The 14140-nt window shown below is 45.9% G+C and carries 17 protein-coding genes; 16 read left to right on the top strand and 1 reads right to left on the bottom strand.

What is annotated here, in order from left to right; translation table 11 throughout:
* Complete coding sequence (gene fabG / locus CELL2_RS05515) at nucleotides 1-741, bottom strand: 3-oxoacyl-[acyl-carrier-protein] reductase (protein ID WP_038033087.1); 741 nt, start codon at nucleotides 739-741, stop codon at nucleotides 1-3.
* 117 nt (nucleotides 742-858) lie between these two features.
* Between fabG and CELL2_RS05510 the strand changes: the two genes are divergently transcribed.
* The 16 genes from CELL2_RS05510 to CELL2_RS05445 are packed head-to-tail and all read left to right on the top strand — an operon-like array spanning nucleotide 859 to nucleotide 14124.
* Entirely contained in the window at nucleotides 859-1911 is a 1053-nt protein-coding gene (locus tag CELL2_RS05510; RefSeq protein WP_235280372.1) for a metallophosphoesterase, read from the top strand.
* A complete protein-coding gene (locus CELL2_RS05505) occupies nucleotides 1911-2234 on the top strand; it encodes a hypothetical protein (RefSeq protein ID WP_012310944.1) in 324 nt (107 codons plus the stop codon). The genes CELL2_RS05510 and CELL2_RS05505 overlap by 1 nt, the downstream gene beginning before the upstream one ends.
* 4 nt (nucleotides 2235-2238) lie before the next feature.
* Nucleotides 2239-2631, top strand: a complete 393-nt coding sequence (locus tag CELL2_RS09795) for a V-type ATPase subunit (RefSeq protein ID WP_255327246.1) — start codon at nucleotides 2239-2241, stop codon at nucleotides 2629-2631.
* A gap of 25 nt (nucleotides 2632-2656) precedes the next feature.
* Nucleotides 2657-3280 (top strand): V-type ATPase subunit, encoded by a 624-nt coding sequence (locus tag CELL2_RS09790; protein ID WP_255327245.1) that lies wholly within the window; start codon nucleotides 2657-2659, stop codon nucleotides 3278-3280.
* Nucleotides 3281-3285: 5 nt separating this feature from the next.
* The gene (locus CELL2_RS05495; RefSeq protein WP_038033088.1) at nucleotides 3286-5142 is read left to right on the top strand and encodes a V-type ATP synthase subunit I; all 1857 of its coding nucleotides are present in this window, start codon (nucleotides 3286-3288) and stop codon (nucleotides 5140-5142) included.
* Nucleotides 5143-5156: 14 nt separating this feature from the next.
* Nucleotides 5157-5288, top strand: a complete 132-nt coding sequence (locus CELL2_RS09785; protein ID WP_256380503.1) for a hypothetical protein — start codon at nucleotides 5157-5159, stop codon at nucleotides 5286-5288.
* Nucleotides 5285-5584 (top strand): ATP synthase subunit C, encoded by a 300-nt coding sequence (locus CELL2_RS09065; protein ID WP_241208630.1) that lies wholly within the window; start codon nucleotides 5285-5287, stop codon nucleotides 5582-5584. The genes CELL2_RS09785 and CELL2_RS09065 overlap by 4 nt, the downstream gene beginning before the upstream one ends.
* A gap of 1 nt (nucleotide 5585) precedes the next feature.
* Nucleotides 5586-5900, top strand: a complete 315-nt coding sequence (locus CELL2_RS05485) for a V-type ATP synthase subunit F (RefSeq protein WP_012310940.1) — start codon at nucleotides 5586-5588, stop codon at nucleotides 5898-5900.
* Complete coding sequence (locus CELL2_RS05480) at nucleotides 5893-6471, top strand: V-type ATP synthase subunit E family protein (RefSeq protein ID WP_038033089.1); 579 nt, start codon at nucleotides 5893-5895, stop codon at nucleotides 6469-6471. The genes CELL2_RS05485 and CELL2_RS05480 overlap by 8 nt, the downstream gene beginning before the upstream one ends.
* On the top strand, nucleotides 6471-8231 hold the full coding sequence (locus tag CELL2_RS05475; RefSeq protein WP_012310938.1) for a V-type ATP synthase subunit A: 1761 nt from the start codon (nucleotides 6471-6473) through the stop codon (nucleotides 8229-8231). Before CELL2_RS05480 ends, CELL2_RS05475 begins: the two co-directional genes overlap by 1 nt.
* Before the next feature lie 4 nt (nucleotides 8232-8235).
* Nucleotides 8236-9618, top strand: coding sequence for a V-type ATP synthase subunit B (locus CELL2_RS05470; protein ID WP_012310937.1), 1383 nt, complete (start codon nucleotides 8236-8238; stop codon nucleotides 9616-9618).
* Entirely contained in the window at nucleotides 9615-10235 is a 621-nt protein-coding gene (locus tag CELL2_RS05465) for a V-type ATP synthase subunit D (protein WP_012310936.1), read from the top strand. The genes CELL2_RS05470 and CELL2_RS05465 overlap by 4 nt, the downstream gene beginning before the upstream one ends.
* The gene (locus tag CELL2_RS05460; RefSeq protein ID WP_012310935.1) at nucleotides 10232-11353 is read left to right on the top strand and encodes an alanyl-tRNA editing protein; all 1122 of its coding nucleotides are present in this window, start codon (nucleotides 10232-10234) and stop codon (nucleotides 11351-11353) included. Before CELL2_RS05465 ends, CELL2_RS05460 begins: the two co-directional genes overlap by 4 nt.
* Nucleotides 11344-12138 (top strand): Rossmann-like and DUF2520 domain-containing protein, encoded by a 795-nt coding sequence (locus CELL2_RS05455; protein WP_012310934.1) that lies wholly within the window; start codon nucleotides 11344-11346, stop codon nucleotides 12136-12138. The genes CELL2_RS05460 and CELL2_RS05455 overlap by 10 nt, the downstream gene beginning before the upstream one ends.
* Entirely contained in the window at nucleotides 12104-12916 is an 813-nt protein-coding gene (gene panB, locus CELL2_RS05450; RefSeq protein ID WP_012310933.1) for a 3-methyl-2-oxobutanoate hydroxymethyltransferase, read from the top strand. The genes CELL2_RS05455 and panB overlap by 35 nt, the downstream gene beginning before the upstream one ends.
* Nucleotides 12913-14124 (top strand): S-layer homology domain-containing protein, encoded by a 1212-nt coding sequence (locus CELL2_RS05445; protein WP_038033091.1) that lies wholly within the window; start codon nucleotides 12913-12915, stop codon nucleotides 14122-14124. Before panB ends, CELL2_RS05445 begins: the two co-directional genes overlap by 4 nt.
* Nucleotides 14125-14140: the final 16 nt, after the last annotated feature.

Genomic DNA, 14140 nt, shown 5'->3' with positions numbered 1-14140 from the left:
TCAGATCACGAGGCCCCCATCTATTCCTATCACCTGTCCGGTGACGTAACTCGACTCGTCCGATGCGAGAAAGAGTATAACCTGCGCCACCTCTTCTGGCTTCCCAAACCTTCCCAGCGGTATTCTGGAAAGGGCTGCTTCACGTGCTTTTTCTGGAAGTTTTTCGGTCATGGGGGTTTCTATGAATCCGGGTGCCACAGCGTTCACCCTGATGTTTCTTCCAGCGAGTTCCTTCGCCCACGTCTTGGTCATCCCTATGACTCCCGCCTTCGACGCCGCGTAATTCGTCTGACCGGGATTCCCGTATATTCCAACGACAGAGGAGACGTTCACGATCGAACCGTTCCTCTGTTTGATCATGTAGGGCACCACCATCTGAGTCACGTTGAAAACACCCTTCAGATTCACGTTTATTACCGCATCCCAGTCTTCTTCTTTCATCCTCACAAGAAGCGCATCCTTTGTTATTCCCGCGTTGTTCACCAGAACATCGATTCGACCGTACTTTTGAACGACTTTTTCCACGACTTCTTTTATCTGATCCCTGTCAGCCACGTTCAAAACGTAGGGATCAACCTTCCCCGGAAGTCCTTCTGCCTCTTTCACAAGAGAGTCGAGATTTTCTTTCGAGATATCGCCAGCGATCACCGTAGCTCCTTCCTGTGCGAAAAGAAGCGTGGTGGCTTTCCCTATCCCGCTTGCAGCCCCTGTGATCAAACACACCTTCCCTTCAAGCCTCATGAACGCACCTCCTTGCGTTTTTTTAAATTGTATCACGTGTTCTATTTAAGAAGCCATTAAAGTTACCCCGAAGGGGGTATAATCCTCTCATAAGGAGGTGGAACGACGCGCTCCTTTTTGATAGGAATAGTAATTACCATGATCGGACTGTCCGTTTTGAAGGTTCTGGATACTTACCTGTTCGTTGTACCGGAGAAAGATCTGGTGTATCAAAACATCAGCAGTGTTGAAAAAGAAAATTTAAAAGACGATTTCACTTTCATTGTCTTTGGTGACAACAAAAATTCCATCTCCACCTTTTCCAAGCTCATAGACGCAGTGAACAGAGAACAAAACGCAGCATTCGCTGTAAACACGGGAGATATGGTCTTCGATGGATCTCTGTTCAAATGGGAGTTGTACCTGGAACAGCTCAGAAGATTCAAAATACCAGTTCTTCCCGTCCCGGGTAATCACGACCTCGCTGACGATCCCGGAAACTATTTGAAGATTTTCGGACCTCTCTACTACTCCTTCCATACGGGAAACTCATATTTCATAGTCCTCAACAACGCGAACGAGAAATATGTGGACGCGTATCAATTAGAATGGTTGAAAAAAGAACTGGAGAAATCCCAGTCTTACAGATACCGGTTCGTTTTTATGCACGTACCGGTGTACGACCCACGTAAGGAAAAACAACCTGGCCACTCCATGAAGGATTTGGAAAATGCCCAAACGCTCTTGAATATTCTGAAGGAATACAACGTCAAAATGGTTTTTGCCGGTCACATTCACGGTTACTTCAGGGGAGAATGGAACGGTGTGTCGTACATCATCACGGGTGGAGCAGGAGCAGAGCTTTTTGGTACCGACCCAGAGCACTACTTTTACCATTTTATAAGGGTTCATGTGTCCCCAACTGGAGTAAAATACGATGTAATAAAGCTTCCGACTCCTGGTTTCAACATGATCGATCGAACGGTGCATACTCTGTGGATCTACACCTATTCCTTCGTGATCCAGAACTACTGGATCGTTCTGCTTGGAACGGGATTGTTCGCGTTGAGCGCCATTGTTCTGTCGGGTAAAGAGCGAGAGGTGGGAAAATTTCTGATGAGGAGAAGACTCGTCAGGTTTGCGGTGAAACTCTGGAGGTTCTTTGGAAATTACGGAAGGGGGAGAAGCTGATGGAGATCGATCTTGCAACGATAGTGAAGAACCTTGTGGATAGAGAGAAACATTTCAAAGAAGAGGTCAAGAAAATAGAAGAAGAGATGGAAAATGAATATAAAAAAGAGATCGAAAAGCTCAGAGAATTCAAGGAACAGCGGAAAAAATTGATAGACGAACACTACAGGGAACTGATCGAAAACGTGAAACTGGAGATGAGTAGAATCGAATCCAAAGCCAAAAGGGAGCAATCGGAGCTGAGGAAACGAATGGAGGATCTGGAATCACATCTTGATGAACTCGTTAGTGAAATAGTAGATATGCTCCTGTCAGAGGAGTGATGAAATGAAGCTCATGGGGCTTTCCGCAAAAGTGAAGGCTATGAAGTCGAAGATGCTCACCAAAGAGGACTTCAAGAACCTCATGAAAACGAACAGCGTGATAGAGATAGCAGATTATTTGAAACAGCACACACATTATCAGAGGTTCTTGAAAGATGTAGACGTATCGAAGATCCACAGAAGGGATCTGGAAATCCTGTTAAGGGGAGCCATTGTCCATGATCTGTACAGAATCTACTTCTACCTTCCGTACGATATAAGGAAAATCTTTTTCATGTTCGAAAAAAGATTTGAGATCGAAAACGTAAAATTCATCATTCGAATAGTCCATTCCGGATACTTCGAGAACCTCAGTGAGTCAAAACTCTATCCTCTCTATCATATAAAGTGTCGATGAATCCTCGCTTCTCTCAGCAAAAAACATGGAAGAACTCTGGAAAGTACTCGAAAAAACGGAGTATCGCGTGCCACTGGAGAACGCTTACAGGAACTACCAGACCTCTGGAAAGGTTTACTATCTGTTGAACGCTTTGGATCTGTGGCACTTCCTAACGATGAAGAGGAAGCTAAGTGGATCTTCTTTCTGTACAGAGGGAATCAGAGATCTGTTTTACTTACAGATAGACATGACGAACATAGAATGGATATACAGAGCGCGCCTTTTGTTCAAGCTTCAACCTTCCGAAGTTCTGAATTTACTCATTCCACTCAGGGGTTTACTCGAAAGACAGCTTTTCGTGGAGCTTTCCACCGTGTCCTCTACAGAAGAATTTCTCAAAAAACTTTCTCAAACTCCGTATGGAAAGTTCTTCAAGGATGTAAAGGAAGACGATCTGCCGTTCGTTCTGGAAAGAATATGTGATCGAATACTTCTCGATAAAGCGAGGAGGCTATCAAACAATTTGCAAAACGGGTGCGATGTTGCAGGTGGTTACGTCTATATTCGTGAGTACGAATACAAAGATCTCGTGACCATCATAGAAACAAAGAGATACAGCCTGAGTTTTGAAGAAGCCAAAGGATACCTTGTGACTTTTGAGGAGTGATCTGTATGCAAGAGAAACTCAGTGCGTTCAGCATCATAGCACCTGTTGATGAATCCGAAAGATTGCTGAAAAGAATCCTCGATACGGAGAGTGTGGAAATGATTCCGCTGGAGTCTATTCTCGAAGAGGAGACCCTGAATCTTCTTAGAACCCCAGACCATACCTTTTACGATGATATTTACAGCAAGTTCATGAACCTCTACGAGATGATTGGTGAAACACCATCACCGGAACCCCAGAATGTGGACATTTCGAAAATGAATATCTCACTGAAAGATGTGAATGCGTTCATAGAAAAAGTACTTCCCGTTGTTGAAACTCTACACAGAAAAATGAACGATTTGAAGCAGGAAAGAGAAAAGAAAACGAAAGATCTCGAGATAGTTGAAAGACTTCGGATGATAGATGTGAATCTGAAAGATTTAAGAGAATCTGAATTCTTCCGATACCACTTTGGAAACATAGGTAACGATTACGTGGAAAGATTGAAAGAGAGCGTCAAAGATGAAGATGTGTTGATACTGGAAGTAGCAGTCGAGGAGGAAAAAACATGGCTTTTCGTTATCCATCGAAAGGAATTGGACTTGGAGAGCACGTTAACGACAGCCGGTTTCGTGGAGTACTCTCTCTCCGAGAGCTACTCCGGTACTCCTTCTGAAATCTCCTTACAGCTCGAAGATGAACTGAAGGTGCTGGATTCAGAAATAGAGATACTGAATTCAACCATAAGAAGGGAGTTCTACAAGAACAGACGGCTTGTGAAAAATTATTTTGAGTACATCTACATCTTGAAAAATATCCACAATCTCCTCCAAAAAACGAAATCAACGGAGAATTTCCTCGTGATCTCGGGCTGGACAACCCATCAGAACCTGGAAGAAATGAAACGATTCCTGGAATCCAATCCCCGGATGGTTCTCCTGTCGTGCCAACCGAATACGAAACCCCCAACACTCTTGAAAAACAGAGGATTTTTCAAACATTTCGAGTCCATAACACGAATGTTCGGCATACCTTCCAGTGACGAAATAGATCCCACCCCTTTTGTTGCCATAATGTTTCTGGCGTTCTTTGGAATGATGTTCGGTGATGTTGGGCACGGTCTGGTTCTGGCGCTGTTCGGCTTTGGATTGTACTGGAGATTAAAAAACGATCTTCTCTATGTAATTGGATCGGCAGGAGTATCTTCTTCTATATTCGGGATGCTTTACGGGAGCGTATTCGGCTACGAGATCATTCCTTCTATCTGGAAAAGGCCCATGGAAAACATAAACTACTTCCTCGCTTTTTCCATATATATTGGAATAGCCACCATCACGTTCGCAATGATTTTGAACATTGTCAACAATCTAAAAAATCGAGAAAAACGAGAACTACTTTTCAACCACAACGGGATACTCGGACTGCTTTTCTACTGGATCGCCGTCGTATCGGTTTTGATCTTTTTCATGAATGGGTCTTTCCCAAGGTTTGGACTCATATCCATGGGTGTCCTCGTGGGTGTTATGTATGTGTACAGTTTCATATTCACAGAAGCCCCTTTATCAGAAAGAATTGTACAGGCTTTCTTCGAAGTTTTCGAGATTCTAATAAGCTACTTCAGCAACACCCTCTCCTTTGTGAGGCTTGGAGCTTTTGCCTTGAACCACGCCGGACTTTTCCTTGCATTTTACACCATGGCAAAAATGGCAAAGAATCCTGTTGTGACGTTCGTGATACTCTTTCTTGGAAACATCATAATAATCGGTCTGGAGGGACTCGTCGTATTCATTCAGACTTTGAGGCTTGAATTTTACGAATTTTTCACAAGATTCTTCAAAGACAGTGGAAGGGAATTCAATCCAGAAAGATACAAACTCTGATTGGAGGTGTAAGCATGGTTTTTCTGGTAGCAGCGATGATTCTTGTGGTGGCAACGTTGATTGGTGGTTTTTTCCTTTCTAGGAAAACTACCAAGAAAAAACAGCTTTTGGTATTCTTCTCGGCAACGTGGTTGCGTTTTCATTGATAGTTTTCCTCGCCGTTGTTAGCCTTTCTTCGAGCGCGTTCGCACAGAACGTCCCCACCACACAGGCTCCATCATCGCAATCTTCAAATGGCCTTGGATTGATGGCAGTTGCCCTATCCACAGGACTGGCAGCGGTTGGAGCAGGCATAGCAGTGGGAATGACAGGAGCGGCTTCAGTTGGAGCCATAAGTGAAAAACCAGAACTGCTTGGAAGAACTCTCATTTACGTTGGTCTTGCCGAAGGAATAGTTATATACGGTCTTATCGTGAGTATCATGATACTCGGGAGGTTATGAGATGAGGTTTTTCCTCATCAGTGACAACATAGACACCGCCATTGGTCTTCGGTTGGCAGGTGTTGCGGGTACAGTTGTCCACGGAAGGGAAGAAACACTGGAGGCCTTCAAAAAAGCAATAGAAGACAAAACCATTGGAATCCTCCTCGTCACAGAACTCGCCGCGAAAGAAATACCAGAAGAGATCAAATCACACAAAATTTCCGGGAAACTTCCCCTGGTATTCGTCATACCTGACAGACACGGCTGGCGAGGCGACAGGAATTTCATTACAAGATACGTGGAAGACGTGGTGGGGGTGAAGCTCAATGAATGAGATAGAGACAAAACTTGAAAATCTCTACTCCGTTTTTGAACAACGCTTGAGAGAAATTCGCGAAGAGTTGAAAGAGAAGTACGATCGACTCATTGAAGAAGAGAAGAAGCACATCGAAAAGGAACTCAAAGAGTACGAAGAGACATTGATGAGAAAAGCGGAGCTGGAGAGAAAACAGATGATAGATAGAAAAACTTCCCAGATCACGTCGGAATTGCGAAAAGAGAAACTCCTCTACAATAAGAAATTGATATCCAGAGTATTCTCATCGTTGAGAGAACGGCTTCTCAATTTGCCCATCGAAGAGAAAAAGATACTTTACAGAAAACTCTACAACGACGCTTTGAGATTGATAGAGAGCGAAGATTTTGTGATAGTCTGCAATCCTGAAGACGCCGAAATCGTTTCTGAAATAGCAGGGGACAAGAGAGTGGAAACGAGCTCAGAAGTAACTGGAGGAATCCTTTTAAAGAAGGACAGAACAATCGTTCGAAGCACCGTGGATACTTTCCTCGAAGAACGAAAAAGCGAAATATTCACCTTCATAACGAAGAAGGCAGGTGAAATATGATGCGTGTTCTGGAAATAAACGGTCCTGTTGTACGCGTTGAAAACACGGAAGGGCTGTTCATGCATGAAGTGATTTACGTTGGAAAGATGAGATTGACCGGAGAAGTGATTGCGCTGGACGAAAAAACAGCGATCGTTCAGGTCTATGAAGAAACCTCCATGCTGGAACCCGGCGAACTCGTTGAGAGAACAGGAAAGATGCTCTCGGTTGCTCTGGGACCGGGGCTCCTTGGAAACATATACGATGGAATACAGCGACCGCTGAAGGTACTTCTTGAAAGCTCGGGGCCTTTCATAGGAAGGGGAATTCAAGCCTTTGGGTTGGACACTGAAAAATTCTGGTCTGTCAATGTGCTGAAAAAAGAAGGAGATAGAGTAAGAGGAGGAGAAGTGATAGCCGAGGTCCAGGAAACGGGTAGTGTGAAGCATAAAATAATGATTCCTCCTCACATAAAAGAAGGGACCTTATTGAATGTGAAACAAAGTGGTGATTACAAAGTAACCGACACTATAGCTGTGGTGAAAACAGAAAACGGAGAAGAGGAAATAAAGCTTTACCAGGAATGGCCCGTTCGTGTCCCGAGGCCAGTGAAGAGGTTTCTGGAGCTTTCGATTCCTTTGATTACGGGACAGAGAGTCATCGACATCTTCTTTCCGATCAGCAAAGGAGGGACCGCTGCCATACCTGGAGGTTTTGGAACAGGCAAAACCATCACACAACATCAGCTGGCGAAATGGGCAGACGCAGACGTGGTCGTGTACATAGGTTGTGGAGAGCGAGGTAACGAGATGACAGAGGTTTTGGAAGAATTCCCTCACCTTCAGGATCCACGTACCGGAAAACCTCTGATGGATAGAACCGTCTTGATAGCCAACACTTCGAACATGCCTGTTTCCGCGAGAGAAGCCTCCATATACACGGGTATCACCATTGCAGAGTACTTCAGAGACATGGGTTACCACGTGGCTCTCATGGCAGATTCCACTTCCAGATGGGCTGAGGCACTGCGTGAACTCTCCGGGAGACTGGAAGAGATGCCTGTGGAGGAAGGGTATCCCGCTTATCTTGCTTCCAGAATCGCTCAATTCTATGAAAGGGCCGGTCTTTGTGAGAACCTCAACGGAACCACCGGATCTGTGACCATCATAGGTGCTGTTTCACCTCCAGGTGGAGACTTCTCAGAACCGGTCACACAGCACACGAAGAGATTCGTCAGATGCTTCTGGGCTCTGGATAGAAACCTGGCGTACTCGAGACATTATCCTTCCATAAACTGGATCACGAGTTACAGTGAGTACGCTGAAGTGTTGGAAGACTGGTTCAAGGAAAATGTGAACGAGAAGTGGCCAGAATACCGTCAGGAAGCAATTGACATTCTTGTAGAAGACGATAGGCTTCAGCAGATTATAAAGATAATGGGGGAAGACGTCCTTCCAGACGATCAGAAATTAACGGTGTTGGTGGCCAGAATCATAAAGGTCGGTGTTCTACAGCAAAATGCTTTTAGTGAGGTGGACGCTTTCTGCCCTCCTGAGAAGCAGTTCAGAATTTTGAAGCTCATTGTCGATACATACCGCAGTGCACGAAAGTTCATCGAAAAATCGATTCCTGTTGGGAAAATTCTTCCACCGGAAATCGTTTCAAAGCTCTCTACGCTGAAAGAAAGCAGGAATTTCGAAGAAGAAATCGTAAAAACCGAAAAAATCATCAAAGATCATTTTGAACAGCTTGAAAAACTCTATGCAACAGGAACGAGGTGATACGATGGCTGTGAAAGAACAAACCGGCCTCTCTGAGATAAAAGGCCCAATTATGGTCATGGAAAACGTGAGCGGTGTCCGATACGATGAGGTTGTCGAAATAGTTCTGGAAAATGGAGAAAGAAGAATGGGAAGAGTCATCATAGCGAAAGAAAAAGCGGTCGTGATTCAGGTGTTCGAAGGAACTGACGGGATAGACGTTGGAAAAACGAAGGTTAGATTCCTCGGCAGACCTCTGGAAGTCAAACTCTCTCGTGATCTGCTTGGAAGGACACTCGACGGCCTCGGAAACCCAAGAGACGACCTCGGTGAGATCATTCCTGAAAAAACTATGGATATAAATGGTTCCGCGATAAATCCTGCTGCGAGGGAATATCCCAGAAATTTCATTCAGACGGGTATATCCAGTATAGATGTCCTGATGACTTTGATAAGAGGGCAGAAACTTCCCATATTCGCCGGAAACGGTCTTCCTTACAACAGGCTCGCGGTCCAGATAGCGCGTCAGGCGAAGGTGACAACAGGCGAGGAATTCGCGGTGGTCTTTGGTGCAATAGGACTGAGAAAGGACGATGCTAGTTTTGTGGTGAAGAGTCTTGAGGAAAGCGGAGCTATAAAAAACATGGTCGTGGTTCTGAATCTGGCGAACGATTCCGTGGCAGAGAGAATAGCTACTCCACGGGTAGCTCTCACGATAGCCGAGTATCTTGCCTTCGATCTCGGTATGCATGTTCTGGTCATTCTCAACGATATGACCAACTACTGCGAAGCTCTGAGAGAACTTTCAAACTACAGAGGAGAAGTACCCGGGAGAAAAGGTTACCCCGGGTATCTGTACTCAGATCTGGCTTCCATCTACGAGAGGGCTGGTATCATAAGAGGGAAGAACGGTTCGATCACTCAGATACCGATACTCACTATGCCGAACGACGACATAACGCATCCAATACCTGACCTCACCGGATACATAACAGAGGGACAGATCGTCATGTCCAGAAACCTTTTCAGCAGGGGAATATATCCTCCACTCGACGTTCTATCGTCCCTCTCGAGGCTCATGAAGGACGGAATAGGGAAAGGTTACACAAGAGAAGATCATCCGGATGTCGCTTCACAGCTCTTCTCTGCCTATTCCAGGGTGATGGAGGTAAAATCCATCGCTTCTATCGTGGGTGAAGAGGACCTGCCGGATATCGACAGACTGTATCTCAAATTCGGTGAGGAGTTTGAACACTCTTTCGTGAATCAGGGTTTTGACGAAGAAAGGACGATAGAACAATCCCTGGATCTGGCGTGGAAAACCTTATCGATCCTTCCGAAAAATGAACTCACGAGGATCAAAGAGGAACACATAGAGAAGTACTACAGAGAAGGTGAAAAAACGTGAGTGTGGCTCCAACCCGCGGCAACCTGATCGCTCTGAAAGAACGTCTTTCCTTAGCACTTCAGGGATACGATCTTCTGGAAAGAAAACGAACGGTCATCATGAGGGAACTTGTGAGCCTCATAGAAGAAGCAAGGAAACTTCAGGAGGAATTGCTCAAGGTCTTCGAAAAAGCTTACCGTTCCCTTCAGAGAGCTAATCTGGACCTGGGAATAGAGAGTGTGGAAGAATACGCCAGCGGGATTTCTGAGTTCAGCGCTCTGAAGATCGTTTTCAGAAGTGTCATGGGAGTTGAGGTACCTGAGATGGAAATAGAAGGTTTCGATACGGAAATACCTTACGAGATTTACAGCACAAACGCAGCTCTCGATCAGGCCTATCTCGCCTTCAGGAAAGCGCTCGAGCTGGTAGCAAAAGTTGCGGTGATTGAGAACAAGGTCTATAGACTGGCTTACGAGGCAAAAAAAGTGAAGAAAAGGGTCAATGCTCTGGAGAACGTGGTGATCCCCCAGCTCAAAGAAACGATAAAATACATTCAGGATACCCTCGAAGAACAAGAAAGAGAAGAGTTCTTCAAGATCAAGCGATTGAAAGAAAGGGTGCAGGTTGGAAGAAGATGACTGCGGGTAGAATAAGAATAGACGAGGTTATAAAAGATGGTGAGAAAATCATCGCCGTTTCGAGAACAAGCCCTTTCTATACAGACGGAAAGGGTGGACAGCTTGGTGATAGAGGAAAGATCGGTCCTGCAAATGTTCTGAAGGTGAAGGAAAAGAATGGATACATCCTTCATTATCTGGATGCTCATCTCGAACCGGGTGAGTACGAGTACGAAATAGACCTTGCCAGGAGAAAAGACATCGCCTGTCAGCACACCGCTCAGCACATCCTCTCAGCCGCTTTTCTGAAAGTGGCCGATCTTGAAACGGTGAGTTTCCTCATGGGAGAGAGGGTCTCCACCATAGATCTGAACGCTCCGTTCGTTCTCGAAGATGTTCTGGAAGAAGCTGAGGATCTGGCCAACGAAGTGGTGAGAAGCTGTGAGAGAGTTGAAATTCTCGAGATAGAAAAAGAAGAAGCAGAGAAAATGAACCTCAGAAAACTGCCCAATGTGGAAGGAAAAGTCAGAGTGGTGAAGATAGGAGATTTCGATGTCACCGCCTGCGGAGGGTTTCATGTAGAAAACACTGGAGAAATCGGTCTGATAAAGATCGTGGACACGGAGAAGGTGAAGAAGGTGCTAACAAGGATCTATTTCGTTGCAGGCGATCGAGCCCTGAAAGATTACAGAGAAAAAGATAAACTCTTGAAGTCACTCTCCAGAGTGCTGACCACATCCACAAAGGAACTCCTGAAGAGAGCAGAGAACCTTCTCGAAGAAGTCAAAGAGAAGAGTGCAAAGCTCGACAAACTGTCGGAAAAGTACGCCGAGATTCTCTCAAAAGTAGCAGAACCAGAAAAGATCGGAAAGTACTATCTGTATCACTTCTCTGGAACTCCAGAGGAAATGAAGTACTTACCCAAGTTCCTCGCAGATCGCAAAGACACAATCGTTCTTTTAGAGCATCCTGACCGGGTAGAGATCGTTTCGAACTGGATAGATTGCAGAAAGATCTTCGAGAAATTGAAAGAACAGTTGAACATAGAAGGCGGATCGAGCCAGAAGAGGGCTGTGATAACAGCAAACTCCACTTCGAGAATCGTTGAAAAATTGAGGGAGATATTGAAATGGTTCTGAACTTTGTGGGCACCGGAACCCTCACGAGGTTTTTTCTTGAGTGTTTGAAAGATCGGTGTGAAATAGGATACATCCTGTCCCGCAGTATAGATAAGGCTCGAAACCTTGCTGAAGTTTACGGGGGAAAAGCTGCCACGATAGAAAAGCACCCTGAGTTGAACGGTGTGGTCTTCGTTATCGTCCCGGACAGATACATAGAAACGGTGGCGAACCACTTGAATCTCGGAGACGCTGTTTTGGTACATTGTTCTGGATTTCTCTCGTCGGAGATTTTCAAAAAGAGTGGAAGAGCATCGATCCACCCGAACTTTTCTTTTTCCAGCCTCGAAAAAGCCCTTGAAATGAAAGACCAGATCGTCTTTGGATTGGAAGGAGACGAAAGAGGTCTCGCGGTTGTGAAAAAAATCGCAGAAGAGATCTCCGGAAGGTACTTCGTGATCCCTTCGGAAAAAAAGAAAGCTTACCATCTCGCCGCTGTCATCGCTTCGAATTTCCCGGTGGCACTTGCCTATCTTTCAAAGAGGATATACACTCTTCTTGGTCTGGATGAACCGGAACTCCTCATTCACACCCTGATGAAAGGTGTGGCGGACAACATAAAGAAGATGAGAGTGGAATGTTCTCTGACAGGCCCTGTGAAAAGAGGAGACTGGCAGGTGGTAGAGGAAGAGCGCAGGGAGTACGAAAGGATCTTCGGAAACACCGTGCTCTACGATGAGATTGTGAAGCTGCTCAGGGAGGTGGCAGAAAGTGAACGTCGAGAAGCTCAAGAAGATGAAAGGTAAGGAAAAGATCGTGATGGTCACCGCGTACGATGCTCCCAGCGCCAGAATCGCGAGAGATGCCGGCATAGATGTCATTCTCGTTGGAGACTCCCTTGGAAACAACGTTCTCGGGTACGAAAACACGATTCCCGTAACTATGGAAGAAATGCTGATACACGTGGCAGCCGTGAAAAGGGGAGCCCCAGACGCTTTCATAGTAGCAGACATGCCTTTCCTTTCCTACCAGACTTCCGTGGAAAAAGCCGTGGAGAACGCTGGGAAGTTCTTGAAGGTCGGTGCGAATGCCGTGAAAATAGAGGGTGGAGAGGAATTCGGTGAACTCGTTCAAAAACTGGTCGAAAGCGGTATTCCGGTGATGGGCCACATAGGCCTCACACCTCAGTTCGTGAACCGTTTCGGTGGTTACAGAGTCCAAGGAAAGACGGAAAAAAACAGAGAATACCTCTTGAGGAGCGCCAGGGAGCTTGAAAAGAGGGGGGCTTTTGCTATCGTTCTGGAGCTCGTTGTTGAGGAAGTCGCTAAGGAGATCACCGAGAGCGTCTCCATTCCAACCATTGGCATCGGTTCAGGCCGTTTCTGTGATGGTCAGGTTCTCGTCTGGCACGACCTTCTCGGTCTGAATCCGGACTTCGCACCTCGCTTTTCCAAGAAATACGCAAACCTGTACGAAGTCATATTGAAAGCTTTGCAAGAGTTCAGAAGAGAGGTAAAAGAGGGTCTGTTCCCCACCGAAGAACATTCATTCACAGATAAATCCAAAGGAGGTGTGTCTTCATGAAGAAGCTTCTGGTGTTCGTTCTGATGCTTGGAGCATTCGTCGGAATTTCACAGCAGTTCAAAGACGTTCCCGTCAACCACTGGGCCTACGAAGCGGTAATGGAGATGTCAAAACTCGGTGTTCTCACTGGAATGCCGGATGGAACGTTCCAGGGTAACTCCTACCTCACCAGGTATCAGGCAGCGGTGGCGTTCTACAGACTCTACAACATACTCAAACAACCTTCTGCGGACGTTTCCGGACTGATAAACAAGGTCTCTACTCTCGAGGATCTCGTCAGCACAGCTTTGATGAAGGTTCAGAACCTATCTGACAATTTTGGGGGAGTAACGTCCGATCTTGAAACTCTCAAGAACGATGTGGCGAACTTGAAAGCCACTCTCGTTGACCTCAAAAACCTCAGAGTCGAAGTCATGAGTCAGGTTCAGAGTCAGTCAGATGAACTCCAGAGCCTGGATGCTAAAGTGAACGAAGCGCTTTCGAAAATCGCCGCTCTCGAATCCAAACTTTCGGGGGACTTCGTGAACAAAGACTACGTCGACAGCAAGATCGCCCAGACCGTCTCGAAACTGAGCGATCTCGAAGGAAGGCTCTCCGCCGTTGAGACGAAAACGGCGAACCTTGAGGCACTAGTGAGAAATTCCGAGGTTTCTCTCAAAGATTACGTGGAAAAAACTCTCAAATCCTACACAGATACTCTCGATCAGAAACTCTCCGAACTCTCTGCCAGTGTCGAGAAAAACAACACCGCTCTGTCTGGAGAGATAGGAAACCTCAAGGTGCTCGTCTCCAAACTCCAGAGCGACCTTGAAACTCAGCAGAAGACGGCAAGAGCTCTCGATGCTCGTGTGAGCGTTCTTGAAGGTCAGATCACGACCGTGAACAGCCGTGTTGAGAGTCTGGAAAAGAGAGTTTCTCAGGTGGAGTCGGCAGTTGACAAGGTGAACTCACTCGAAAGAAGCATGGGAGCAGTCACAGCAAGAGTCACCAAAGTCGAAGAAGAAGTTAAGAATCTCAATCAGAGTAACGCAGAACTCTCCCAGAAAGTTGACGAGGTCGTCTCTTCGAAACCATGGATGGAAGATGTAAACAGCGTGAGCGCCACCCTCAGCAAGAAGATCTCCGATGTTCAGACCATGGCCCTTGCGGGTGTCGCCATCGGAATCGTCGGTGTGATAATCGGTTTTGTGATGGGAAGTGGCAAATGATCTCCTTTTTCAGAGA

This window comes from Thermotoga sp. Cell2 (assembly GCF_000789375.1).
GTDB classification, from domain to species: domain Bacteria; phylum Thermotogota; class Thermotogae; order Thermotogales; family Thermotogaceae; genus Thermotoga; species Thermotoga petrophila.
Note: the sequence above shows the minus strand (reverse complement) of the source record. Positions and strands in the feature narration are given on the sequence as shown.